Consider the following 22,728-nt stretch of genomic DNA (forward strand, 5'->3'; position numbering starts at 1 on the left):
CCTTCGACAGGTCAGTGCGTCAGTGCATCAGTGCGTCAGTGAGACCGGCTCGGAGATCCCGGCCGGTTCGATCCGTACCCGGGGTGTGAACCGCGACGGCGGAGTGCGGGTGGGCGGCTCCCCGGCCAGTTCCAGTGCTTCGATCACCCGGGCGATCCCGTCTCCGCCCAGATAGGTGGGCCAGCCGTCGGGCTCCGGCAGCCGCGGGGGCGACGCCTCGTCCGAGGTGTCCCGTAGGCCGTCCGTACCGACCGTGAGGCGGCCGATGACGGGCCAGCCGTGTTCCTCGGCGACCGGCTCCCGGGCGAGGGCGACGAGGAAGCAGCCTTCGGCGATGTGGTGCGGTGACCGCTCCACGGCCGCCGCGAAGTCGGGTCCTGAGTTGGCGTTCAGTCCGGCGACCAGCGCCATGTCCAGGCGGCCACCGCACAGATGACGTGATGCCACGTGCAGCGCCATGTCCCCCGCGCCGTCGGCGGCGTCGACATTCGACGTCAGGCCGTGAAGGTCGTAGCGGCTGGCGATCCGTGCTCCGAGGACGTTCGGCTGGATGCCCGTCAAGGTGCCAGCCGCGCTGGCCGGTGCGGAGTGACGTACGCGGTCGAGGAAAAGGCGCATGGCTTCCGCGTCAGCGGGGTCGCCGTGCAGGGCGAGGTCACGGGCGTAGCACCGGACAGCACTGTCCATGAACAGACGCGAAGGTCCCGTCTGGGCGGTGATGACACCGGTCGTGTCCCGTACGGGGCCCCAGAGTTCGCCGTGCTCGGCCACGAACTTCGCCGCTGTCCTCAGCAGGAGCTGCTGACCGCGGTCGATGTTCCGCAGCGCGTAAGGGGGAAGCCGCGACTCGGCGAAGCTGGGCGGCGTGAGCGGGTCGGGGAAGCGCCGGTGGCGTTCCTCGGGCCCGTGGGCCAGAACGGAGCGGATGCCGTCGGGATCCGGCTCTCCGGGCAGCAGGGCTGTCCACGCCACGACGGCCAGCGGCTGATGCCGGCCCGTGTTCCCATCGTGCGGCGTCCGGGGCTGTGCCTCGGCGCCCTGGAGGATCATGTGGGAGTTGATGCCGCCGAAGCCGATCGCTGAGACACCGACGGTACGGGGGCGTCCGGAGCGGCGCCGGAACGGCACACTCGCCCTGGGGATCCTGACGTGTGTGCTCTCTCCGGCCGTCTCCGACGGGACGGTGAAGCGGTGTTGTGCCGGGATGCGGCCGTGCTTCAGCGCCAGGAGTGCGTGGATGAAGGACACTCCGCCGGAGGCCCACGCCGCATGGCCTACGACCGACTTCCCCGAGGTGGCGAGGTAGCCGTTCTCGGGCGCGTTCTCCTCCAGGACCGAGAGTTCGGTCAGGTCTCCGTTGACCGTCCCGGTCCCGTGCGCGATCACCCAGTCGATGTCCTCCGGCCCCAGGGCGGAGGCACGGCGAGCCCTCTCCAGGCAGAGCCGCTGACCGCGCGGGTTCGGGGCGTAGATGGCCTTGCCCGCTCCGTCCGAGGAGGAACCGGAACCGGCGACGATGCCCAGGACAGGGTCCTTGTCGGCCCGTGCGCGGTCCAGCCGTTTCAGTACGACCATCGTGGCGCCGTCGCTGAACAGGGTTCCGTTCGCGCTGGCGTCAAAGACCTGGACGTCGCCCGTCGGCGACAGACCGCTGAGCTTCGAGAAGAGGACGTTGAACCGGGGGCCGACCGAGAAGAAGGAACCGCAGCAGGCCACACTCGTGTCGCCCGACAGCAGGCTGTGCACACCGAGGTCGATGGCTTGGAGGGCCGAGGCGCAGGCGGCGTCGACGGACGCGAATTCGTGCACGCCCGGCAGCAGATCAGCGGCGACGTGCTGGGCGAGCCGGTCCGGCAGGATGTCGGCTGGACGTGTGGCCGCGCTCACGTAGTGTGCCCGCAGCCTGCGGCGCACCTGTTCCCGGCGGTCCTGTGCTCCGCGAGGTTCGCCGGATGCGGTGCTGGTTCCGTTCGCCTGGGCCGCCGCGACGCCGTGGGCCACGGCCTCCACCAGGGCGGTCTCCTCGTCCTGCTGGCTGCCCGCTCCGGCACTGCCCAGGTAGAAGGCGCAGCGGTCGTCGTCCCGCAGACGCACCTCCGAGGTCGCCTGTGCCAGGCAGTGCCGCAGCCAGATCAGACTGTGCTGCCCCGGTCGCAGACGTCCGGACCGCAGTTCCTCGGCGACGCGCGGATGGGGCCGGAACGCGCGTTCTCCGATGAACCCGCTGGTGCGCACATAGGTGCTGTCCTCAGCACTGGGATCGCCGTTCCAGAACGATTCGTTCCGGTACCGGCCGCCGGGTTCGGTGAAGGTGACCACCGGTTCGTTCAGCAGGTGCCACATCTCCTCCGGGCTGCTCGCTCCGGGCAGCGCCACCCCCATTCCGACGACGGCGATCGCCTGTCCGTCGCCCTGCCTGTCCCCCTGGCCATTCGTATGGTTCGACGACTTCATACAGAAGTGCTCCCTCCGCGTATCGCGTTGGTTCGGCGCGGCTCAGCTCGATGCGGCTATGCGGCTATGCGGCTCGGCTCGGCGGCACGACGCGTCAGGGGTGTCCGCCCGTGGCGCACCGGTCGCACCCGGTTCGCAGCAGTCTTCGCGCGGCGGCTTACGGGGCCGCTGACCGGTGAGCTGACCCCTGGATGTCAGCGGAGCGGTCAGCGGCTCCCGGCACGCTGCTCCCGGCCCATCGAGGCAGACGGCCGGAGGAGACCGATGGACGACGCTACCGACCAGCAACTGCGCGCGTTTCTCACGGGGAACGACCCCGCCTCCCGCGATCCGGAACTGCACCGGGCCGTGGCCTCGGTACTTCTCCCCCGTCCCCGCGCCGCCGGCGGACCGGGGCGTCACCGGGAGCTGTACCGCAGGATGCGCGGGCTCAACGCCGCGCTGGGCACCGGGAGCGCGCTGATGCGGAATCCGCGGCGGTTCTTCGCGCTGGAGGAATGGGTGGCGGTGGCCGATCCCGCCCTCGTCGGCCCGCTGCTGATCCACCACTGTTTCGCACTCGGCTCGGTCATGCGCTACGGCGGTCCGGAGACCCGGGCGGAGCTGGCGCGGCTGGACACGATGCGGGCCATCGGCCTGGTCCTGGGTACGGAGGCGGGGCACGGCAGCAGCAACAGCCCCGGTGCCCCCCGCACCGAGGCGCGCCACGACCCCGGGACGGGGCGCTTCACACTGCACACCCCGGACGCGTCAGCGCGGAAGATCATGCCGGGTGCCGCCCTCGACGGCGTGGACAAGACCGCGGTGGTCCTCGCCCGCGTGCGTTCCGAGGGCACCGACCACGGCGTCCATGCCTTCCTCCTGCCTTTGCGCGACGCCGACGGGCTACGCGCCGGAGTCCACGTCACCGCGCTGCCGGACGTGGCGGGCATCCCGCTCGACTACTCCCTGATCACATTCGACGGTGCGGAACTGCCCGTCGGCGCCCTGCTCTCCGAAGATCTCGCGGCGCGCGACGACGGCGTCCTCGTCCGCTCCAGCACCCGCCCTGACAGCGGGCTGGGTCCCCCCAACAGCATCTCCCCGAGCACATGGACAGCTGCGGCCTCCGCCGCCGCGTCCGTCGCACGGGCCGCCGTGGACATCGCCCTCGCCTTCGCGCGGCAGCGGCGTACCTCGGGCTGCCCGGCCCCAGGAAAGCCCGCCCTGGCGCACCGCAACCAGCAGCGTGCGCTGCTGGATTCCCTCGCCACGGCCTACCTCATCAGCGCACTGGCCCACCACGCGCAGGAGACCTGTACCGCCGAGCTGACCGGTACGCCTCCCGCACCAGGCCCGGAAGACCCGCAAGGACCCCACCTTCTGGCGGTGGCGAAAGTCGCGGTCTGCGCCGAGGCCGAGCACATCGTCGCCTCGTGCCGCCGGTCGTGCGGCCTCTTCGCCCTCTTCCCCGCCAACCGGCTCACCGAGTACGCGGACCTGCTGCACGTCCTGCACCCCGGCACCGGGGACAGCGGCCTGCTGCGCCTCGACATCGGCCGCGTGCTGTCGCGGCGGAGCCCCACACCTCCCGGCCCTGGGACCATGCCCCGCCCACCCGCGAATCCCATCGACATCTCCGGCTGGCTCGCACTGGCCCACGCCCGTGAAGAGCGTCTGCGCTCCGCGCTGGCTCCTCGGTCCGGTCCGCCGGGCGGTCGCCCGACGGACGAGGAACGGTTCGCCCACGAGAACAACCTGATCCTGGACGGGGAACAACTGGTGGACGCACATGTCCACCGTGTCCTGCTGGAAGTGTTCCACCACAGGCTCCGCGGCATCGACGACCCGTCAGCTCGGCGGCTGCTCCGGCAGCTCGGCGCACTCCACTGCCTGAACGACCTCGAAGACCATGCCGCCTCCTATACCGCCCACGGCCTGATCGGGGCAGCGGACCTGCGGGACCTGTCCAGCGTCCGCCGGTCGCTGTACGACGCCGTCCTGCCCCATGTGGAGCGACTCGTCCGGGCGTTCCGGATCCCTCGCGATCTCCTGGCCGCGCCCATGACCGAACCGGACTACGTGGACGCGCTCACGCGGTCCTCCGGATGAACCCCCGCCCGCTCACGCACGAGCGGGCACGCCTTTCCCATTGGCCCGCACACGGAAGGAGTGGCCTCATGACCACAGACGATCTCGACCCCGGAACGACAGATCCCATGAGCGAACACGTGCCGTGGCAGCACATCCACCACGTCATCGTCGAAGCACTGCACCGCCACGACCTCGCCCCGTTCCTCGCCTCGGTCTCCGAGGACATCCAGTACGAAGAGTTCGGGGGCGTGACCACCTGCTCCGGAAAGCGGGAACTCGGCGACTTCCTCTCGGGATGGCTGAGCAACGTGCCCGACATGCGTGTCGATGTGCACGGCGAATGGGCTTCGGGCCGCAGCTCGTTCATGGAGTGGACGATGAGCGGTACTGCGAAGGCCACTCTCGACGGGGAGAGGAAAGCGGGGGGCATTCGCTTCAGTGTCCGCGGTAGCACGGTCTTCGAGTACGACGCCCAGGGCCTTCTGTCAGCCCAGCGCGAATACTGGAATCCCACTCCGCTGCTGAGCTGACTCCGGCCGTACCGCTTCCCCTCGGGCGCCCTTCAGCCCAGGGCCGGGGCGGCGGCGTACTCCTCGTCGGTGACGGGGGTCAGCCAGTGGACGACGTCGTGGTCGGCGTCGCCCTCGTTGATGGCCACGTGCACCATGAGCCGGTTGGGCGCGGCGCCGTGCCAGTGCTCCTCGTCGGCCTCGAAGAGCACGCGGTCACCGGGCCTGATGACCTCGACCGGCCCGCCCCTGCGCTGGCACAGGCCGATGCCCTCGGTGACGAAGACGGTCTGCCCCAGCGGGTGGCGGTGCCAGTGGGTACGCGCGCCGGGCATGAAGTGCACCAGGCCGGCGCTGACCCGGGACGGGGCGGGGGCCGAGGCGACGGCGTCGATGTAGACGTCGCCGGTGAACCAGTCGGCGGGGCCCTTGACGGTGTCGATCGAACTTCGGGTGATCTGCATGGTCGTTCCTTGTCTGTGAAGCGTCACGGGCCCCCCGGGGGGCACCCCGCCGGGCCCCGGCACCCCCGGGCACCCCCTGCCGGGGTCAGGGCTTGAGGAGCGTCTTGATGGCGCGGCGCTCGTCCATGGCCTGGTAGCCCTCGGCGACCCGCTCCAGCGGCAGCGTGAGGTCGAAGACCTTGCCGGGGTCGATCCGGCCGGTCAGGACGCGGTCGATCAGGTCGGGCAGGTAGCGGCGCACGGGCGCCGGACCGCCGCGCAGGCCGACGTGGGAGAAGAACAGCTCCTGTCCGTCGACGGCCACCTCGTGCGGAACACCGACGAAGCCGACGCTGCCGCCGGGACGGGTGGAGCGCAGTGCCTGCCGCATGGCCTGCGCGGTTCCCACGCACTCCAGCACGCTGTCGGCGCCGACACCGCCCGTCATCTCCTTGATCCGCTCCGCACCATCCTCGCCACGCTCGGTGACGATGTCGGTGGCGCCGAACTCCAGGGCGAGCTGCTGCCTGGACTCGTGCCGCGACATGGCGATGATCCGCTCCGCGCCGAACTCCTTCGCCGCGATCACCCCGCACAGGCCGACCGCACCGTCACCGACGATCACGGCGGTGGAACCCGGTGCGACCTGGGCCGCCTCGGCCGCCCACCAGCCGGTGCCCAGCACATCGGAGACGGCCAGCAGGCCGGGCCACAGCTCCTCGCCCGGCACCCCGTCGGTGGCCACGAGAGTGCCCTGCGCGTGGGGGATGCGCACGTACTCGGCCTGGCAGGTGCTCATGAACTCGACGTTCAGGCAGTTCGACTGGAAGCCGTTGCGGCAGTTCGCGCAGGCGTTATCCGAGGTGGCGAAGGAGCCGACGACGAACTGGCCCGGCTCGACGTTCGTGACCTCGGAGCCGACCTCCTCCACGAAGCCGACGTACTCGTGGCCCATCGGGTGCGCCTCGTCGGTCGGCTCCGCACCCCGGTAGGGCCACAGGTCCGAGCCGCACACGCAGGTCACAGCCGTGCGGATGACCGCATCCGTGGGCTTGAGTATCTTCGCGTCCGCCACGGTCTCGAAGCGCACATCGCCGGGGGCGTGAATCACTGCTCCGCGCATGAGAGAGAGTTCCTTACGTACGGGGGCGTCCGGCGTCCGGCAAACGGGTGAACCGGCGACGGGCGCCGCGTGCTGTCGCGTCCCGGAGGCGGGCGGCGAAGCCGCGGCCCGCCTCCGGGGGCGGACCCTCGCCCCACCGCGTGCACGGCCGGACGAAGAGCGCCACGCCCTCCAGGAAAACCCCGTTCCGCGCGCGCAGCGAGTCACCGATGAGGGGTGTACTGGCAGTACACCCCTCCCCCGGCGGACGGGACGTACCGTCGAGGTGTGGACAACCGTGAAGAGGTCCGCGAGTTCCTCACCTCGCGGCGAGTCAAGATCACCCCGCAGCAGGCCGGGCTGCCCGCCGGGCCCCGGCGGCGTGTGCCCGGACTGCGCCGCAGTGAGGTCGCGGCCCTGGCGGACGTCAGCGTCGAGTACTACGCCAAGCTGGAGCGCGGTCACCTCGCCGGTGTCTCCCCGGCCGTCCTCGAAGCCGTCGCCCGTGCGCTCCAGCTCGACGAGGCCGAGCGCGCCCACCTCCTCCACCTGGCGCAGGCCGCCGACGGCACCGAAGCGCTCACCCGGCCCCGGCGCCGCACCACCGCGCCGCAGTGGACCCCGCACCGCAGCCTGCAATGGACCCTGGACGCGATCACGGCGGGGCCCGCGGTCGTGTGCAACGGCCGGATGGACATCCTCGCCGCCAACCCGCTCGCCCGCGCCTTCTACACCGACCTCTTCGCCGAGCCCGACAACCAGCGCAACCTGGCCCGGTTCAACTTCCTCGACGCGGCCTCCCGCCGGTTCTACCCCGACTGGGAGCTGTTCGGCGACATGGCGGTGGCCATACTGCGCCGCGAGGCGGGCCGGGACCCCCACGACAAGGACCTGCACGACCTCATCGGGGAGCTGTCCACCCGCAGCGCGGAATTCCGCTCCCGCTGGGGTGCCCACAACGTCCGCCGCCACGGGACGGGCACCAAACGGTTCCACCACTCCGTGGTCGGCGACCTCACCCTCGCCTACGAGGCCCTGGAGCTGGCCGCCGAACCCGGGCTCAGCATGACGATCTACACCGCCGAGCCCGGCTCCCCCAACGAGGAGGGACTCCGCCTGCTCGCCTCCTGGGCCGCCACGCACGAGACCGGCACCCACGCGGCCGACACACACGGAACCGGCAGCCACCAGACCGGCACCCACGGGACCGGCAGCCGCACCGCGCGGCCCGCCACTGGCTGAATGCCCTGCTGCTCAGCGTTGCGGAGAAGCGGGTGTGCCGGATGACGACCAGGCGTCGCGGAAATCGTCGATCAGGGGGTGGGCCTCGGCCGAGCGGGTCGCCAGGACGACGCGGACCGGGTCGATGCCCTCGATGGGCACGGTGGTCAGGCCGGGGCGCAGTTGGGGCCGCCGGTCGCCCGCGGCCAGGATCAGTACCGTCCGCTCCTCGGCCACGAGGTCGAGCTTGTCCTCGAACGATTCGTAGTCGATCGGGGCGCTGGGAGCCGGAACGCCGTCCGGGCGCGGCTCCAGGCGGGCGAAATCGCTCCACTCCGGAACCGCGCTGGGGCACTGCGGCAGGACTTCCGCGCTGATGTCATCGACGGTCACCGACTCCTTCCCTGCCAGGCGGTGGTCCTCGGAGACGACGAGGACCCGTGGCTCGGTCCACAGTTCGGTGAGGCGCAGGCGGTCGGCGGGGAAGGGCAGCGGGGCGCGGGCGACGAGGGCGTCCACGCGGCGGTCGGCGAGGGCGTGGGCGTCGTTCCACGCCAGGTGGCGGGTGCGGATGCGGGCCGTGGGGTGCCGGTGCCGCAGCCAACGTACGGCGTGGGTGATGACCAGGTCCTCGACGTACCCGATGGTGAACTCGCTCGGGGTGGCACCGTCGCGGGCGGTCAGCTCCGCCTGATGGGCTGCCTGGAGCAGCGCCTTGGCCTCCGGCAGAAAGGCACGACCGGCTTCCGTGAGCAGGCTGCCCTGCGGGGTGCGGTCGAAGAGGCGCACACCCAGATGTTCCTCGAGGCGCTGGATCTGGCGGCTCAGTGACGGCTGCGCGACGTGCAGCACCGCGGCGGCACGGCTGAAGTTGGCCTGCTCCGCGACAACCGTGAAATAGCCGACAAGCCGCAGGTCAAGGTCCGATCCGGGAACGCTCACACCTTGAGCGTACCAACATGCACCGTGTGCATGACGGGTTGCGGATCAGGTCTTGGACGCCGTCACCGGTCCGGGATTTGAATCGAGGGCATGGAAAAGTACAACGGAAAGCGCGCCCTCGTCATCGGTGGCAGCAGCGGAATCGGCCTGTCTATCGCACGTCTGCTGGCGGCCGAGGGCGCTCAGGTTATGGTCACGGGGCGCAAGGAAGACGCGCTCGAAGCGGCGGGCAAAGAGGGTCTGGTCGCGGTGCGCAGCGACGCCACTTCACGAGCCGACATCGACGCCCTGGCAGCGAAGGCCGGGGAGGTGTTCGGTCAACTGGACGCGGTGTTCCTGAACGCGGGCATCACCGACTCGGTGTCCTTCGAGGCGATGACCGAGGAGACGTACGACGCCATCTTCGCTGCCAACACCAAGGGGCCCTACTTCACCTTGCAGCGGCTGCTGCCGCTGCTCGCCGAGGGCAGCGGCGTGGTGCTGACCACCTCGATCTCGAATGTGCTGGGGCAGCAGGACCACAGTGTCTACGCGGCCACCAAGGCGGCCCTCCGGTCGATGGCGCGGACCTGGGCCCGCGAACTGCTGCCGCGCGGCATACGTGTCAACGCGGTGAGCCCGGGGCCGATCGACACGGGCATTCTGTACAAGACCCTGCCCGCTGAGGTGGTGGAGGAGATGTTCGCGAGTTTCGCCGCCCAGATTCCGATGGGGCGGACAGGGAATCCGGAGGAGGTCGCGCGCGCCGCCGTCTTCCTCGCCTTCGACGCGACCTACACCACCGGCGCCGAACTCGCGGTGGACGGTGGCGGCACCCAGCTGTGACGCCGCCCTCCCGCCGGGACGGTGACCGGTGCCGTCCCGGCGGGAACCCGCCGGACACGGTCGCCTGACGGATATGCGCCGCGCCCTCCCCCGGCCCGATTCGTCAGTCCGCGCCGGGCCGGGCGGCACCGTCCGGCACGCGCCCCTCCTCGCTCAGCGTCCGCCACAGGAAGCTGTGGACCAGCGCCCGCATGTACGCGGCCTGCTCGTGGTCGGAGGCTCCGGCGTGTCCGCCGCCCATGTTCTCGAAGTACCGCACGGGGAGCCCGAGTTCACGCATCCGCGCGGCCATCTTGCGGGCGTGGCCCGGGTGGACGCGGTCGTCGCGGGTGGAGGTCGTCAGCAGCAGGGGTGGGTACGCACGGTCGGCGTCCAGGTTGTGGTACGGGGACCAGCGGAACAGGTGTGCGCGCTCTGCGGGGTCGTCGGGGTCGCCGTACTCGGCCATCCAGGAGGCGCCCGCGAGGAGGCGGTGGTAGCGCAGCATGTCCAGCAGCGGCACCTCGGCCACGACCGCGCCGAACAGCTCGGGGTAGCGGGTGAGCATGACGCCCATCAGCAGGCCGCCGTTGCTGCCCCCGGAGATGCCGAGCCGCTCGGGCGCCGTGATGCCCCGCGCGCTCAGGTCCCGGGCGACGGCGGCGAAGTCCTCGAAGGCCCGGTCCCGCTCCGCGCCGAGCGCAGCCCGGTGCCAGGCGGGCCCGTACTCGCCGCCGCCGCGGATGTTCGCCACCACATAGGCGCCGCCCCGCTCCAGCCACCCCCTGCCGGTCACCGCGGAGTGGAAGGGTGTGAGCGACACCTCGAAGCCGCCGTACCCGTACAGCAGGGTGGGCACAGGACCCTCCTGCTCCCGCGGGCCGACGACGAAGTACGGCACCCGGGTGCCGTCGGCCGAGTCCGCGAAGTGCTGGCGTACGCAGAGGCCGTCGGTGGTGAAGCGGGCCGGTGCCCGCTTCAGTGTCTCCACACCTGGCACTCCGGCCACGGCTCGGTAGAGGGTGGCGGGCTGGAGGAAGCCGCTGACGTCGAACAGGATCTCCTCGCCGGTCTCCCCTTCCTCGTCGGGCGAGGTCGCCCGCACCACGGCCGTGGACAGCGGCGGCACCTCGCCCAGGGGTGTGCGCGTCCACGGGCCTCCACCGGTTCCCGGGGTGAGCACGTCGAGGCGGGAGGACACGTCGGTGAGGGTCTCCAGCACCACGTGGCCGCGAGTGGTGGCGTGGCCCTCCAGGACGGTGCCCTCCTCGGGCTCGAAGAGCACCTCGTGTGTCCGCTCGCCCCGCAGGAAGGCGTCGAAGCCGAAGGCGAGCAGCGCTCCGGCGGGGCGGTCCAGCCAGGGTGAGCGCAGGGTGACGAGGAGCCACTCCCGGTGGACATGGCACATGGCGTCGTCGGGCACCTCGATGCGGAGCGGTTCGGCGTCCGGCCTGAGCAGGAAGCGTTCGCGGTGCCAGAAGTCCCGGCTGCGGACGGCCAGATCGCGCTCGAACCCGGGTGTGGGGTCGTGCCACACATGGACGGACACGTCCTCGTGCTCGCCCTCGAAGACGACGGGTGCCTCGGCCAGCGGGGTGCCACGGCGCCAGCGGCGCACGGTGCGGGGGTAGCCGGAGGCGGTGAGTGCGCCGGGGCCCGTGTCGGTGCCGACGTAGATGTGGTCCTCGTCGATCCAGCCGACGGAACTCTTGGCCTCCGGCAGTCGGAAGCCGTCCTCGACGAACGTGCGCCCCTCCATGTCGAACTCGCGCACGACGGTGGCGTCCCCTCCGTCGCGGGACAGTTCCACCAGCGCACGCTTGCGGTCGGGCCGCCGCACCGTGGCGCCCGCCCACACCCAGGGCACGTCCTCGGTCTCGGCCAGCGCGTCCACGTCCAGCACCGGCTCCCATCGGGGGTCGGGCTTGCGGTACTCCTCCGGGGTGGTCCGCCGCCATACGCCGCGGAGCCGGTCGGCGTCGCGCCAGAAGTTGTAGAGATACGGGCCGCGCCGGGCCACGTAGGGGATGCGGTCGGGGTCGGCCAGCACCTCCCGCGCCGCCTTCTCCAGTGCCTCGAACCGGGGGTCGGACGTCAGCTCCGCGACCGTCTCCGCGTTCCGCTCGCCCACCCAGGCCAGTGCGGCGTCGCTCTCGGTCTCTTCCAGCCACACATACGGGTCGTCGCTCATCACACTTCATTGTGCCTGGCCGTCTCCCGCCCGGGTGGCGAAAGGGGTGGGTCAGGGCCGGCGGGACCGGATGTCGCGGCCAGGAGCCGGTGCCCGAACTCGCGGCAGGACGCGGTGAATCGGGTGCCCTCGCCGATGTGGAAGTCCGCGTCGAGGAAGGCGAGGCTGAGGAGCAGCCACTCCCAGGAGTCCGGGGCGAGGGTGACACGGGTGCGTCCGTCGTCCGTGGAGCGGATCTCGGCGTCCTCGTGCTTCAGCGCGTCGACGACGTCGGCCGCCGGGGCGTCGACGAGGAGGCTGACGGGCTCCCTGTTCCTGCTGAACCCCTGGCGCAGGTACTGCGCTGCGGACTCGGCGGGCAGTGTCCTGGGCTCGTGGTGTTCACCGGTACGCAGCGGGTCGGCGATCCGGTCGAAGCGGAACACGCGCCAGTCCTCGCGTGCGGTGTCCCAGCCCAGCAGGTACCAGCGCAGATGGTGGAGTACCTGACGGTACGGCTCCACCCGCCGCTCGGTCCGCTCCCCGCGGGCGTCGGTGTAGGTGAACGTCACCGTCTCCCGGTGCGCGATGGCCTCCGCGACGACGCCGAGCTGGTGCGCGGTGACGTTCGGGGCCGGTTGGGGGCTGGCCTCCAGGCTGGCGCGGATGGCGGTCACCCGGGGCCGCAGCCGGGCGGGCAGGAACTGGTCCAGCTTGCCGTAGGCCCGCGTCGCGGCGTCGTCGATGCCGCCCTCCGTGGACGCGCCGACGGCGGCGAGCGAGGCGAGCGCCAGCAGGGTGGCCACCGCCTCGTCGTCGTCCAGGACGAGCGGCGGCATGGTCCGGCCGGCGGCGAGCCGGTAGTGGCCGCCGGGGCCCGGCCGGGTCTCGACGGGGTAGCCGTACCCCCGCAGCCGGTCGACGTCCCGGCGCAGGGTCCGCGGGCTGACGCCCAGCCGCCTGGTCAGTTCCTCTCCGCTGAACGGGCGGCCCGTCTGCAACGTCGACAGCAGGGCCAGCATGCGTTCGGTGACGTCCGCCATGGGACGATCCTCGCACCGGTCGCGGTCAGGATGTGGCCGCATCCGCTCGTAGCGTCGCGGGCATGGCGGAACGGAACATCGCAGAACACACCATCACGGACCGCACCACGACAGAGCGCACCGCAGCAGAACCCACCGCAGCGGAGCCCACCACGCCAGAGCGCGCCATCGTCCTTCGCGGGGTCCGCACGAACAACCTGGCCGGTGTGGACGTCGACATCCCGCGCAACCGGCTGGTCACCTTCGTCGGCGTGTCGGGGTCGGGCAAATCGTCGCTGGTGTTCGGGACGATCGCCGCGGAGGCGGGCTACCAGCTCAACGAGACGTTCCCGCCGTTCGCGAGGAACCGGCTGCCGAAGTGGGCCCGGCCGGACGCGGAGCACATCCGGGGTCTGACCCCGGTGGTCGTCGTCGACCAGCGGCGGATCGGTGGCAACGTCCGCTCGACCGTCGGCACGGTCACCGACGCCTGGACGTATCTGCGGCTGCTGTTCTCCCGGCTCAGCCGCCCGTACGTGGGCGAGGCGAGCCACTTCTCCTTCAACGAGCCCGCGGGCATGTGCCCGGCCTGCTCGGGGCTCGGTGAGGTGGTGGTCAGCGCGGTGGACCGCTTCCTGGACCTGGACAGGTCCCTGGCCGACGGCGCCGTACTGCTGCCCGGCTTCGGCAAGGGCGGCTACTGGTACTCGCAGTACGCCGACATCGGCGTCTTCGACGTCGGCACCCCGCTGCGGGAGTGGAGCCCGGCGGAACGTGCGGCGCTGCTGTACGGCGGCCGGGCGACGGAACCCGGCCTCGGCATGGGCCGTGCGCTGCCCAAGGGGTACGAGGGTGTCGTCGAGCGGTTCGAGCGGATCCACCTGCACACCTCCGACAGTGTCTCGGAGCGCAAGCAGGAGACCATCCGCAGGTTCACCCGGGCCGAGGGCTGCCCGGAGTGCGCCGGGGACCGGCTCGGCAAGGCAGCGCGCACGGCCACCGTGCTCGGGCACACCATCGGCGAGATGGGCCGCATGGAGATCACCGAACTCGCCGACGTCGTCCGCACGGTCACATCCGCGCGGGTCGCGCCCGTCGTCGCGGCACTGACCGCACGGCTGGAGGCGATGGTGACGATCGGGCTCGGCTATCTCACCCTCTCCCGTCCGACCACGACCCTCTCCGGCGGGGAGTCGCAGCGGATCAAGACGGTCAAGCACCTCGGGTCGAGCCTCACCGGGATGACGTACGTCGTGGACGAGCCGACCGTGGGGCTGCATCCCACCGACGTGGACTCCATGGTCGCGCTCCTGGAACGGCTGCGCGACGACGGCAACAACGTCCTCGTCGTCGAGCACGACCCCGCCGTCATGGCCCACGCGGACCAGGTCATCGAGATCGGGCCCGGCGCGGGCGCGGACGGTGGACGGCTCGTGTTCCAGGGCGGGTTCGCCAAGCTGCGGGACGCGGGCACACCGACCGGCCTGGCCCTGGCAGCGCCGCGCCCGCTCAAGCCCGCGCCGCGTCCCGCCACGGGCTGGCTCCGCGTCGCCGACGCCGACCGCAACAACCTGCGCCGCCTCACCGTGGGCTTCCCCACGGGCGTGCTCACCGTCCTCACCGGGGTCGCCGGTTCCGGCAAGTCCAGCCTCGCCGACGAGCTGGTGGCACAGCACGGTGCGACGGTGATCGACCAGAAGCCGGTCAGCACCAACCGCCGCTCCACCCCGGTCACCTACACGGGCATCGCTCCCGCGATCCGCAAGCTGTTCGCTCGGCACAACGGTGTCGCCGCCGGACTCTTCAGCGCCAACTCCGACGGCGCGTGCCCCGACTGCGACGGGCTCGGCGTCATCCACACCGACCTCGCGTTCATGGACGGCCAGGAGGTCGTCTGCGAGACCTGCCACGGCCGCCGCTTCACCCAGCGGGTCCTCGCACACACCGTGGACGGGCTGTCGATCGCCGACGTCGACGACCTCACCGTCGAGCAGGCCCTCGCCCGGCTGCCCGACGAGGGCATCGCGCGCGCCCTGCGGCAGCTCGCCGCCGTCGGCCTGGGATACCTGCGTCTTGGGCAGTCCCTGAGCACGCTGTCCGGAGGGGAGTGCCAGCGCGTCAAGACCGCCAAGGAGCTGCGCCTGGCGGAACGGCCCACCACGTATGTGCTCGACGAGCCGACGACCGGGCTGCACATGAACGACGTCGGCACGCTCCTGGACGTACTCGACGGGCTCGTCGCGCAAGGGCACACCGTCGTCGTCATCGAGCACGACCTCGACGTCGTGCGGCAGGCGGACTGGCTGATCGACCTCGGCCCGGGGCCCGGCAGGCACGGCGGGACGGTCCTCTTCGAAGGCCACGTCGCCGACTACACGGGGCGGCGGACTCCTACGTGTCACGCCCTGGGGCGGAGCGGGCCGGCGACGGGAACGGGAACGGGGGGCTTCCGAAATCCGCGGTGATCCACGGCGACGGGATCCCGCACGGCCCCGCACCTCCACCTCCCGTCTCCGACTTGGGGGAATCCCTCATTCAACGCACGTGAGCGGCTGATTTCCCGCTTGCAAAGCACCATGATGCGGGATTCCAGCGTTGACGGTCCCCTTCCCGCTGTTTACCGTCTCGGCCATGACTCCGCGAGCGAGCGCCGACATGATCGACGAGCTGGACCGGCGCATCATCGCCGCGCTCCAGCTCAGCGGCCGTGCGCCGTGGAGCAGCATCGCCCGCTGGGCGGGCACGAGCGAGTCGACGGCGCAGCGGCGGTTCAACTCACTGCGCGAGCGGCGGCTGCTGCACGTGGTGGGCGCCGTCGAGCTGGACCGGACGGGCTCGGGCTCCTCCATGCTCGTACGGGCCCAGGCCAGGCCCGGCAAGGGGCTGGAGCTGGCCGAGCTGCTGGCCGAACGCCCGGAGGTGCGGTTCCTCGCGCTCGTCACGGGCGCGGCCGATCTGATCGTCGACTTCGTCGCGCGGGACAACGAGGAACTGCTGCGCCTGCTCTACACCGATCTGCCGGGCGCGGATCTGATCACCAGCACGGAACATGTCGCGGTGATCCGTACCTTCACCTCGGCGGCGCTGTGGGACACCGGCCTGCTGCCGCCCGAGGCCGTGGCCGATCTGCGGCCCGCACGCACTTTGCCGTACGAGCGGGCGGGGTGGGACCAGGCGCCGCAGCCGCTGTCAGCGCTGGAGAGCGCCGTCGTCGGGGAGCTGGCCCTGGACGGGCGGCTGCCCGTCAGCGCGCTCGCCCGCACGCTCGGCCGCAGCGAGTCGAGCGTGGCCAGGGCGCTGGACCGGCTGGTCGAGCGCGGCAGCCTGCACTTCCGCACCCTGGTGGAGCCCGCGCTGCTGGGGTACGAGGCGGAGTTCATGCTCTGGCTGTCGATCGGCCCCGGACATCTGGAGGCGGCCGGGCGACAGCTCGCGCAGCATCCGGGCACCAAGTTCCTGGCCGCCGCGACGGGCAGGTTCAACCTGGTCGGGCACATGGTGCTACCGCGCCGTACCGACCTGTTCCGTTACACCGACGAGGTCATCGGGGCGCTTCCCGGTCTCGACGCCTCCGACATCACCCTTCATCTGGTCACCCTCAAGGGCGCGTGGACCCGCATGGACCAGTTCGTCTGAGTCCGCCCCCGGTCGTCCGGGCCCGCTCTCCTCCTCCCTCCCCCTCCCCCTCCTCCTCTCTTCTCCTCCGTTTCCCCTCTACCGGAGAGGCACCATGTCGACATCCGCATCCGGCACGCCCGCCACCGGCTCCGCGCCGGTCCCCTCCTGGCAGTGGCCCGAGTCCGTGTGGCGCGGGCACGTCGAGGCCGTCCGCGCCGGGCGCCCGCTCACCCCGGAACGCTGGCCCGACGGGGCACGCGTGGCCGTCGCGCTGTCCTTCGACTCCGACCACGAGACGATCCCCCTGCGCGACGGCGAGACCAGCCCGGGGCGGCTCGCCCAGGGCGAGTACGGTGCCCGGGTCGGCGCCGTCCGCGTGCTGGAACTGCTGAGCCGACGGGGTGTGCCCGCGACGTTCTTCATGCCCGCCGTGTCCGCGCTGCTGCACCCCGACGAGGCACGCCGCTACGCCGGGGACGGCCACGAGATCGCCGTGCACGGGTGGATACACGAGCGCAACACCCTGCTGGCGGCCGAGGACGAACGCACCCTGATACGCCGCTCGCTGGACACTCTCACCGACCTCACCGGCTCCCGGCCCACGGGCATCCGCACCCCCTCCTGGGACTTCTCGGACTCCACGCTGGCCACGATCCTCGACCTGGGCTTCGCCTACGACTCCTCCCTCATGGCCGACGACGAGCCGTACGAGGTGCTGGCCGAGGGCCGCGCCACCGGCCTCGTCGAGATCCCCGTGGACTGGATCCGCGACGACGCGCCGTACTTCACCATGGACCGCTACGGCTCGGTGCGGCCCTACACCCGGCCGCGCGATGTGCTGGAGATCTGGCGGGACGAGTTCGACGCGGCCTACCGCGAGGGCGGTGTCTTCCAGCTCACCCTGCACCCGCATGTCATCGGCCACCGTTCGCGCCTGGTGATCCTGCGCGAACTGCTGGACCACATCGGCGCACACGAAGGTGTCTGGTTCGCCACGCACGCGCAGCTCGCCGAAGCGGCCCGCGCCCAGCTCGCCACCACCACCGCGGCCACCGCCACCGCCGCCACCACCAGCGCCCCGACCCGTCAGGAGAGCGACCGATGAGAGCCGACGCGTCGGCGGCCACGCCCGCCTCCTCCTCCCCTTCCTCCCCCTCCCCCGCGCCCTCGCGGAAGCTGACCCGCGCCCAGCGCAAGGCCATCGTCGCCGGAACCATCGGCAACACGGTGGAGTGGGTCGACTGGGCCCTGTACTCGATCTTCGCGAAGATCATCGCCGATGTGTTCTTCGCGAAGTCCGAGGGTGCCGTCGCCCTGCTGGCCACCCTCGCGGTCTTCGCCGTCGGCTTCGTGATGCGCCCGGTGGGCGCCGCCTTCCTCGGCGCTTACGCCGACCGGCACGGCCGCAAGAAGGGCCTCACCCTCACCATCGCGCTGATGGCCGGGGCCTCCTTCGTCATCGCGCTCACCCCCGGCTACGCGACCATGGGCGTCGCCGCACCCCTCGTGCTGCTGCTGGCCCGGCTCGTGCAGGGCTTCTCCGCGGGCGGGGAGTTCGGCTCCTCCTCGGCCTTCCTCGTCGAGTCGGCCGCGCGGGGACGACGGGCCTTCGCCGGGTCCTGGCAGCAGGTCTCCGTCGCCGGTGGCGTGCTCATCGCCTCGCTGCTGGGCACCCTCGTCACCTCGCTGCTCAGCGACGAGGCCCTGCACTCGTGGGGCTGGCGGGCCGCATTCATCGTCGGCGGGCTGCTGGGGCTGCTCGGCCTGTGGCTGCGCGTCTCCGTCGAGGACACCGAGTCCTTCACCAACGCGCGCGAGGCGGGACGGGCCAGGGTGAACCCGCTCAAGGCCATGTTCGTCGAGCACCCGGCCGCCGCGCTGCGCGTCGCGGGCATCACCATCGCGGGCACACTCACCTACTACATCTGGGTCAACTACCTGCCCACGTACGCGAATCTGAGCACCGGCATCCCCCTCAACCAGGCGCTGCTGTCGCAGACCCTGTGCCTGGTCGTCTTCGTCGTGCTGCTGCCCTTCGCCGGGCTGCTCTCCGACCGCTTCGGGCGCAAGCCGACGCTCTCCGTCTTCGCCGCCGGGTTCGTCGTCCTGGCCTGGCCGCTGCTGCACCTGATGGGCGACAGCTTCCTCAGCGTCTTCCTGGTGCAGCTCGCCGGGATGCTGCTGATCCTGGGGTACTCGGCGAACTGCGCGGTCATCATGGCCGAGCAGTTCCCGCCCGAAGTGCGTGCCACGGGCATCGCCCTGCCCTACGCGCTGGCCGTCGCCCTCTTCGGCGGTACGGCGCCCTACGTGACCACGTGGCTCAACGAGGCCGGACACCGCGACTGGCTGTGGCTTTACGTCGCCGCCGCCTCGCTCATCTCCCTCGTCGTGTATCTGACGATGCCGGAGACCAAGGACAAGGAGTTCGACTGATGACCGGGGAGACGACACCACGCCCGGCGCACGTCCTGGTCACCGGCGCGGCGCGCGGCATCGGCGGGGCCGTCGCCGAGGAGTACGCGCGCGTCTGGAGCGGACTGGACGGGCCCGACGTGGGCACGCTGACCCTCGTGGACAGGGACGGCGAACGGCTGGCCGAGACGGCGCGGACACTGCGGGAGCGCTACGGCGCACACGTGGTGACCGACGCCGTGGACCTGACGGGGGACGACGCACCGGCCGCCGCAGTGGCACGGGCCTGGGAGACCACAGGCCCGCTCGACGTCCTCGTCAACGCGGCGGGCGCCTACCCCTCCATCGACATGCTGGAGGTGACGGTGGCCGGCTGGGACCGGCTGTTCGCGCTCAACACCCGCGCCCCGGTGCTCTCGACGGCGGAGCTGGGCCGCCGTGCGGTGGCGGCGGGGCTGCCCGCGTCCGTCGTGCACATCTCCTCCGGCGCCGCGCTGCGTGCCAGGCCCGGCGGTGGCCCGTACGCGGCGACGAAGGCGGCGCTGGAGATGGCCACCCGGGCCGCCGCGCTCGAACTCGGCCCGCACGGCATCCGCGTGAACGCGGTCAGCCCGGGCTTCGTGCCCGTCGGCAGTGACGTCAACCCCGTCACGCCCGAGTACGCGGCGGCCGTCTCGGGCAACCCGCTCGGGCGCCCCGGCACACCCGCCGACATCGCCCGCGCGGTGCGCTGGATCGCCGGGCCCGAGGCCGAGTGGATAACCGGCGAGGTGCTGCGGGTGGACGGCGGCTCCAGCACGGGAGCGGCACACCTGCCGCGTCTCTGGCCCGCGTCGCCCACGTCGGCCTCGTCACCCTCGTCGGCCGGCTGAGGGCACCGCCCCTCGCACCCGCGCCCGGCGCGCCCGTCACACCGTCGCGCCGGGACACGCGGCACCGCACACGCAGCACCGCACCCCGCACCCCGCACCCCGCACCGGAGCGGGGCACACCGCTCCGTCCAACACACCTCACCAGAGCGGACACACCGCATCAGGAAGGGACACCCCATGACCGTCGAGCCCACCCGGGCCCGCACCGTGGTCGGCGGTGGCGCCATCGGCGGCACCCTCGCGTTCGCGCTCGCACGCGCCGGACACCCCGTCACCCTCGTCGACACCGACCACGCCCACGTCGCCGCCATCCGGGAACACGGACTCCGCGCGGTGCGCCGCGACGGGAAGACCGACACCGCGCACGTCGACGCGTACACACCCGAGGAGTTCGAAGGACCACTGCACGAGGTGCTGCTGGCCGTGAAGGCGCAGGCCACCGAGTCCGCCGTCCGCTGGATCGCACCCAGACTGGCCGACGACGGCTTCGTCGTCTCCGTGCAGAACGGGTTCAACGAACCGCTCATCGCCGAGCACATCGGCGCCGGACGCACCGTCCCCGCCTTCGTCAACATCTTCGCCGACGTCGAGGGGCCCGGCGTCATCCGGGACGGCGGCCCCGGCGCGCTGGTCATCGGCAACCCCGACGGCGCCCCCGACGACACCTCCGTCAGCGACCGGGTACGCGCCCTCGTCGCCGATCTGCACCCCGACACCGGCGCCGTGGCCTGCGACAACGTCGAGGGCTATCTGTGGGCCAAGGCCGGGTTCGGGGCGATGCTGGCGGCCACGGCGCTCGCCGACGACGCGATGGCCGACCTCATCGACCGGCACCCCGCCGCCATGCACACCGTCGCACGCGAGGTCTACGACGTGGCCGACGCGCTCGGCGTCCGCCTCGAACCCTTCGACGCCTTCGACGCACCCGCCTTCCGCCGCTCCGCCGACCCCGCCACCCGCACGGCGGCCACGGCACGGCTCACCGCCTGGCTGCGCACCCAGCCCAAGAACCGCAGCGGCATCTGGCGCGACCTCGCCGTGCGCCACCGTCCCGTCGAGGTCACCACCCACTACGAGACCGTCTTCGCACACGCGGACCGGGCCGGGATCGCCACGCCCGTGCTGCGCGAGGTGATGCGCGGGCTGAGGGAACTGGAGGGTGCCCCGGAGCTGATGTCCGAGGCACGGCTGGAGGCACTGGACGCACTGGCCGCACCCCCGCTGTCCGCGCCGCTCCCCGCACACCCGGCCCTGACCGGGGAACAGACCCGCGCGGTGCACGCGTGGCTGCTGGAGCACCAGGAGGACATGGTCGCCGACCTGTCCGTCTACACCCAGCTGGAGAGCCCCAGCGACGACCCCGCCGCGCTGGACGCGTGTCTGCGCTGGGTACGGGAGTGGCTCGACGAGGCCCTCGGCGAGCCCGAGTCCGAGGAACTGCTCCCCCGCGAGAACGCGGGGGACATCATGGTGCGCCGCTACCCCGCGTCTTCCGGCCTGTCGGACACCGGCTCCTCCGACACCGACCCGTCACGCGGTCCCCTGCTGCTCCTGTGCCACTACGACACCGTGTGGCCCGCCGGGACCCTGGCCGAGTGGCCCTTCCGGCGCGACGGTGACGTCCTCACCGGGCCCGGGGTCTTCGACATGAAGGCCGGGCTCGTGCAGGCCGTCTGGGCGCTGCGGGCCCTGGACGCGCTCGGGCTGCCGCGCCCCGCCTGCACCCTGATGCTCAACGGCGACGAGGAGACCGGCAGCCTCGCCTCCAGCGAGGCCATCGTCGCCGAAGCCCGTGCCTCGCGCGCCGCGTTCGTCTTCGAGGCGAGCGCCGACGGCGCGGTGAAGACGGCCCGCAAGGGTGTCGGCCTCTTCCAGCTCGCCGTTCAGGGGCAGGAGGCGCACGCCGGTCTCGATCCCACGGCGGGAGCCAGCGCCGTCCACGAGGTGGCGCACCAGATCCTCGGGCTCGCCGCGCTGGCCGACCACGCGGCGGGCACCAGCGTCAACGTCGGCGTCGTGCACGGCGGCACCCGCAGCAACGTCACCGCAGGGCAGGCGGTGGCCGACCTCGATGTGCGGGTCGCCGACGCGGCCGAGCAGCGGCGCATCGCGGCGGCGCTCGCCGCACGCGAGCCCGCACACCCGGGCACCACGGTACGGGTGACCGGCGACTGGAACCGCCCGGTCCTGGAACGCACCCCCGAGGTGGCCGCGCTCTACGGCCTGGCCCGCGACTGCGCCGCGCCGCTGGGGCTCGACCTGCGCGAGACCTCGGTGGGCGGGGCCAGCGACGGCAACTTCGTGCAGTCGGCGGGCACACCGGTGCTCGACGGGCTCGGCGCCGTCGGCGGCGGAGCGCACGCCCGCTCCGAGCACGCGACCGTCTCGGGCATGACCACCCGCGCGTCGCTGGCGGCGGCACTCCTGGCCTCGTTCACCGTCTGAGCGCGGCCCCCGCCGCCCGGCCGGACGGTCCCCGGCCGGGCGGCGGGGGCCGAGGAAGCGGAAGGCGACACACGCCATGTCCCACGAACACCCGGCTCCGGCGCCCGCCGGCCGTCGCTTCCGGACCCGCACGCGCCCGCTCACATCTTCTCCGCCCCCGCCCTGATGGCCTCGCGGATGCGGACGTAGGTGCCGCAGCGGCAGATGTTGCGGAGGCCGTCGAGGTCGTCGTCGGTGATCTCACGGCCCTCGGCGGCGACGCTGCGGACCAGTGCCACGGCGGCCATGATCTGGCCGGGCTGGCAGTATCCGCACTGGACGACGTCGTGGTCGAGCCACGCCTGCTGCATGGGGTGCAGATCCCGGCCCACGGTGTCGGCGAGCCCCTCGATGGTGGTGACCTCGTCGGTGGGGCCGAGATCCTTGACGGGGATCGCGCAGGGGTTGACCGCCTTGCCGTTGACGTGGCTGGTGCACGCCTTGCAGACGTTGATGCCGCAGCCGTACTTCGGTCCTGTGATGCCGAGGATGTCACGCAGCACCCACAGCAGGCGCACGTCGTCGGCGACGTCGACGGTGACCTGCTCACCGTTGACGCGGAAGGTGTGCTCGGGCACGGGTTCTCCAGGCTCTCGGCG

The 22,728-nt window shown here is 72.0% G+C and carries 17 protein-coding genes; 10 read left to right on the top strand and 7 right to left on the bottom strand.

All coding sequences use genetic code 11. The annotated features are described in order from the left end of the window. Nucleotides 1-27 precede the first annotated feature (27 nt). On the bottom strand, nucleotides 28-2,454 hold the full coding sequence (locus tag ACYVOO_RS23225; RefSeq protein ID WP_461017613.1) for a beta-ketoacyl synthase N-terminal-like domain-containing protein: 2,427 nt from the start codon (nucleotides 2,452-2,454) through the stop codon (nucleotides 28-30). Nucleotides 2,455-2,718: 264 nt separating this feature from the next. On the opposite strand from ACYVOO_RS23225, the gene ACYVOO_RS23230 reads away from it, so the two are divergent. Continuing rightward, on the top strand, nucleotides 2,719-4,545 hold the full coding sequence (locus tag ACYVOO_RS23230; RefSeq protein ID WP_461017614.1) for an acyl-CoA dehydrogenase: 1,827 nt from the start codon (nucleotides 2,719-2,721) through the stop codon (nucleotides 4,543-4,545). Between the two features lie 68 nt (nucleotides 4,546-4,613). Next, nucleotides 4,614-5,057 carry a nuclear transport factor 2 family protein gene (locus tag ACYVOO_RS23235; RefSeq protein ID WP_461017615.1) on the top strand — a complete coding sequence of 148 codons (444 nt, stop codon included), beginning with the start codon at nucleotides 4,614-4,616 and terminating at the stop codon, nucleotides 5,055-5,057. Between the two features lie 32 nt (nucleotides 5,058-5,089). Here ACYVOO_RS23235 and ACYVOO_RS23240 read toward each other — a convergent pair whose 3' ends face one another. Beyond that, nucleotides 5,090-5,500, bottom strand: a complete 411-nt coding sequence (locus ACYVOO_RS23240; protein WP_461017616.1) for a (R)-mandelonitrile lyase — start codon at nucleotides 5,498-5,500, stop codon at nucleotides 5,090-5,092. Nucleotides 5,501-5,585: 85 nt separating this feature from the next. Further along, a complete protein-coding gene (locus tag ACYVOO_RS23245; protein ID WP_461017617.1) occupies nucleotides 5,586-6,602 on the bottom strand; it encodes a zinc-dependent alcohol dehydrogenase family protein in 1,017 nt (338 codons plus the stop codon). Nucleotides 6,603-6,869: 267 nt separating this feature from the next. Here ACYVOO_RS23245 and ACYVOO_RS23250 point away from each other — a divergent pair, with 267 nt between their 5' ends. Next, nucleotides 6,870-7,823, top strand: a complete 954-nt coding sequence (locus ACYVOO_RS23250) for a helix-turn-helix transcriptional regulator (protein ID WP_461017618.1) — start codon at nucleotides 6,870-6,872, stop codon at nucleotides 7,821-7,823. Nucleotides 7,824-7,835: 12 nt separating this feature from the next. Here ACYVOO_RS23250 and ACYVOO_RS23255 read toward each other — a convergent pair whose 3' ends face one another. Then, nucleotides 7,836-8,744 carry a LysR family transcriptional regulator gene (locus ACYVOO_RS23255; RefSeq protein ID WP_461017619.1) on the bottom strand — a complete coding sequence of 303 codons (909 nt, stop codon included), beginning with the start codon at nucleotides 8,742-8,744 and terminating at the stop codon, nucleotides 7,836-7,838. Between the two features lie 90 nt (nucleotides 8,745-8,834). On the opposite strand from ACYVOO_RS23255, the gene ACYVOO_RS23260 reads away from it, so the two are divergent. Next, nucleotides 8,835-9,569, top strand: coding sequence for an SDR family oxidoreductase (locus ACYVOO_RS23260; RefSeq protein WP_461017620.1), 735 nt, complete (start codon nucleotides 8,835-8,837; stop codon nucleotides 9,567-9,569). Nucleotides 9,570-9,672: 103 nt separating this feature from the next. On the opposite strand, the gene ACYVOO_RS23265 is transcribed toward ACYVOO_RS23260, so the two are convergent. Both ACYVOO_RS23265 and ACYVOO_RS23270 read right to left on the bottom strand, forming a co-directional pair. After that, entirely contained in the window at nucleotides 9,673-11,739 is a 2,067-nt protein-coding gene (locus ACYVOO_RS23265; protein ID WP_461017621.1) for a prolyl oligopeptidase family serine peptidase, read from the bottom strand. Continuing rightward, nucleotides 11,739-12,761 (bottom strand): helix-turn-helix transcriptional regulator, encoded by a 1,023-nt coding sequence (locus tag ACYVOO_RS23270; protein WP_461017622.1) that lies wholly within the window; start codon nucleotides 12,759-12,761, stop codon nucleotides 11,739-11,741. Before ACYVOO_RS23270 ends, ACYVOO_RS23265 begins: the two co-directional genes overlap by 1 nt. A gap of 62 nt (nucleotides 12,762-12,823) precedes the next feature. Between ACYVOO_RS23270 and ACYVOO_RS23275 the strand changes: the two genes are divergently transcribed. From ACYVOO_RS23275 to ACYVOO_RS23300, 6 genes are all read left to right on the top strand, one after another. Next, nucleotides 12,824-15,205, top strand: a complete 2,382-nt coding sequence (locus tag ACYVOO_RS23275) for an ATP-binding cassette domain-containing protein (RefSeq protein WP_461017623.1) — start codon at nucleotides 12,824-12,826, stop codon at nucleotides 15,203-15,205. Between the two features lie 190 nt (nucleotides 15,206-15,395). Further along, a complete protein-coding gene (locus ACYVOO_RS23280; RefSeq protein WP_461018101.1) occupies nucleotides 15,396-16,376 on the top strand; it encodes an Lrp/AsnC family transcriptional regulator in 981 nt (326 codons plus the stop codon). Between the two features lie 94 nt (nucleotides 16,377-16,470). Next, nucleotides 16,471-17,463, top strand: a complete 993-nt coding sequence (locus tag ACYVOO_RS23285; RefSeq protein ID WP_461017624.1) for a polysaccharide deacetylase family protein — start codon at nucleotides 16,471-16,473, stop codon at nucleotides 17,461-17,463. Beyond that, complete coding sequence (locus tag ACYVOO_RS23290; RefSeq protein ID WP_453347290.1) at nucleotides 17,460-18,794, top strand: MFS transporter; 1,335 nt, start codon at nucleotides 17,460-17,462, stop codon at nucleotides 18,792-18,794. Before ACYVOO_RS23285 ends, ACYVOO_RS23290 begins: the two co-directional genes overlap by 4 nt. Beyond that, entirely contained in the window at nucleotides 18,794-19,645 is an 852-nt protein-coding gene (locus ACYVOO_RS23295; protein ID WP_461017625.1) for an SDR family NAD(P)-dependent oxidoreductase, read from the top strand. The genes ACYVOO_RS23290 and ACYVOO_RS23295 overlap by 1 nt, the downstream gene beginning before the upstream one ends. Before the next feature lie 177 nt (nucleotides 19,646-19,822). Beyond that, the gene (locus tag ACYVOO_RS23300; protein WP_461017626.1) at nucleotides 19,823-22,090 is read left to right on the top strand and encodes a M20/M25/M40 family metallo-hydrolase; all 2,268 of its coding nucleotides are present in this window, start codon (nucleotides 19,823-19,825) and stop codon (nucleotides 22,088-22,090) included. 140 nt (nucleotides 22,091-22,230) lie between these two features. Here the strand turns inward: ACYVOO_RS23300 and ACYVOO_RS23305 are convergent, their stop codons facing one another. Next, complete coding sequence (locus ACYVOO_RS23305) at nucleotides 22,231-22,707, bottom strand: (2Fe-2S)-binding protein (RefSeq protein ID WP_461017627.1); 477 nt, start codon at nucleotides 22,705-22,707, stop codon at nucleotides 22,231-22,233. Between the last annotated feature and the right edge of the window lie 21 nt (nucleotides 22,708-22,728).

Source organism: Streptomyces daliensis (genome assembly GCF_054782395.1).

Excerpts from the sequence above, each read along its gene's own strand:
- ACYVOO_RS23265 (WP_461017621.1), bottom strand. The coding sequence starts at position 11,739 with ATGAGCGACGACCCGTATGTGTGGCTGGAAGAGACCGAGAGCGACGCC.
- ACYVOO_RS23300 (WP_461017626.1), top strand. The coding sequence starts at position 19,823 with ATGACCGTCGAGCCCACCCGGGCCCGCACCGTGGTCGGCGGTGGCGCC.
- ACYVOO_RS23275 (WP_461017623.1), top strand. The coding sequence starts at position 12,824 with ATGGCGGAACGGAACATCGCAGAACACACCATCACGGACCGCACCACG.
- ACYVOO_RS23280 (WP_461018101.1), top strand. The coding sequence starts at position 15,396 with ATGATCGACGAGCTGGACCGGCGCATCATCGCCGCGCTCCAGCTCAGC.
- ACYVOO_RS23230 (WP_461017614.1), top strand. The coding sequence starts at position 2,719 with ATGGACGACGCTACCGACCAGCAACTGCGCGCGTTTCTCACGGGGAAC.
- ACYVOO_RS23245 (WP_461017617.1), bottom strand. The coding sequence starts at position 6,602 with ATGCGCGGAGCAGTGATTCACGCCCCCGGCGATGTGCGCTTCGAGACC.
- ACYVOO_RS23290 (WP_453347290.1), top strand. The coding sequence starts at position 17,460 with ATGAGAGCCGACGCGTCGGCGGCCACGCCCGCCTCCTCCTCCCCTTCC.
- ACYVOO_RS23270 (WP_461017622.1), bottom strand. The coding sequence starts at position 12,761 with ATGGCGGACGTCACCGAACGCATGCTGGCCCTGCTGTCGACGTTGCAG.
- ACYVOO_RS23240 (WP_461017616.1), bottom strand. The coding sequence starts at position 5,500 with ATGCAGATCACCCGAAGTTCGATCGACACCGTCAAGGGCCCCGCCGAC.
- ACYVOO_RS23295 (WP_461017625.1), top strand. The coding sequence starts at position 18,794 with ATGACCGGGGAGACGACACCACGCCCGGCGCACGTCCTGGTCACCGGC.
- ACYVOO_RS23235 (WP_461017615.1), top strand. The coding sequence starts at position 4,614 with ATGACCACAGACGATCTCGACCCCGGAACGACAGATCCCATGAGCGAA.
- ACYVOO_RS23225 (WP_461017613.1), bottom strand. The coding sequence starts at position 2,454 with ATGAAGTCGTCGAACCATACGAATGGCCAGGGGGACAGGCAGGGCGAC.
- ACYVOO_RS23260 (WP_461017620.1), top strand. The coding sequence starts at position 8,835 with ATGGAAAAGTACAACGGAAAGCGCGCCCTCGTCATCGGTGGCAGCAGC.
- ACYVOO_RS23285 (WP_461017624.1), top strand. The coding sequence starts at position 16,471 with ATGTCGACATCCGCATCCGGCACGCCCGCCACCGGCTCCGCGCCGGTC.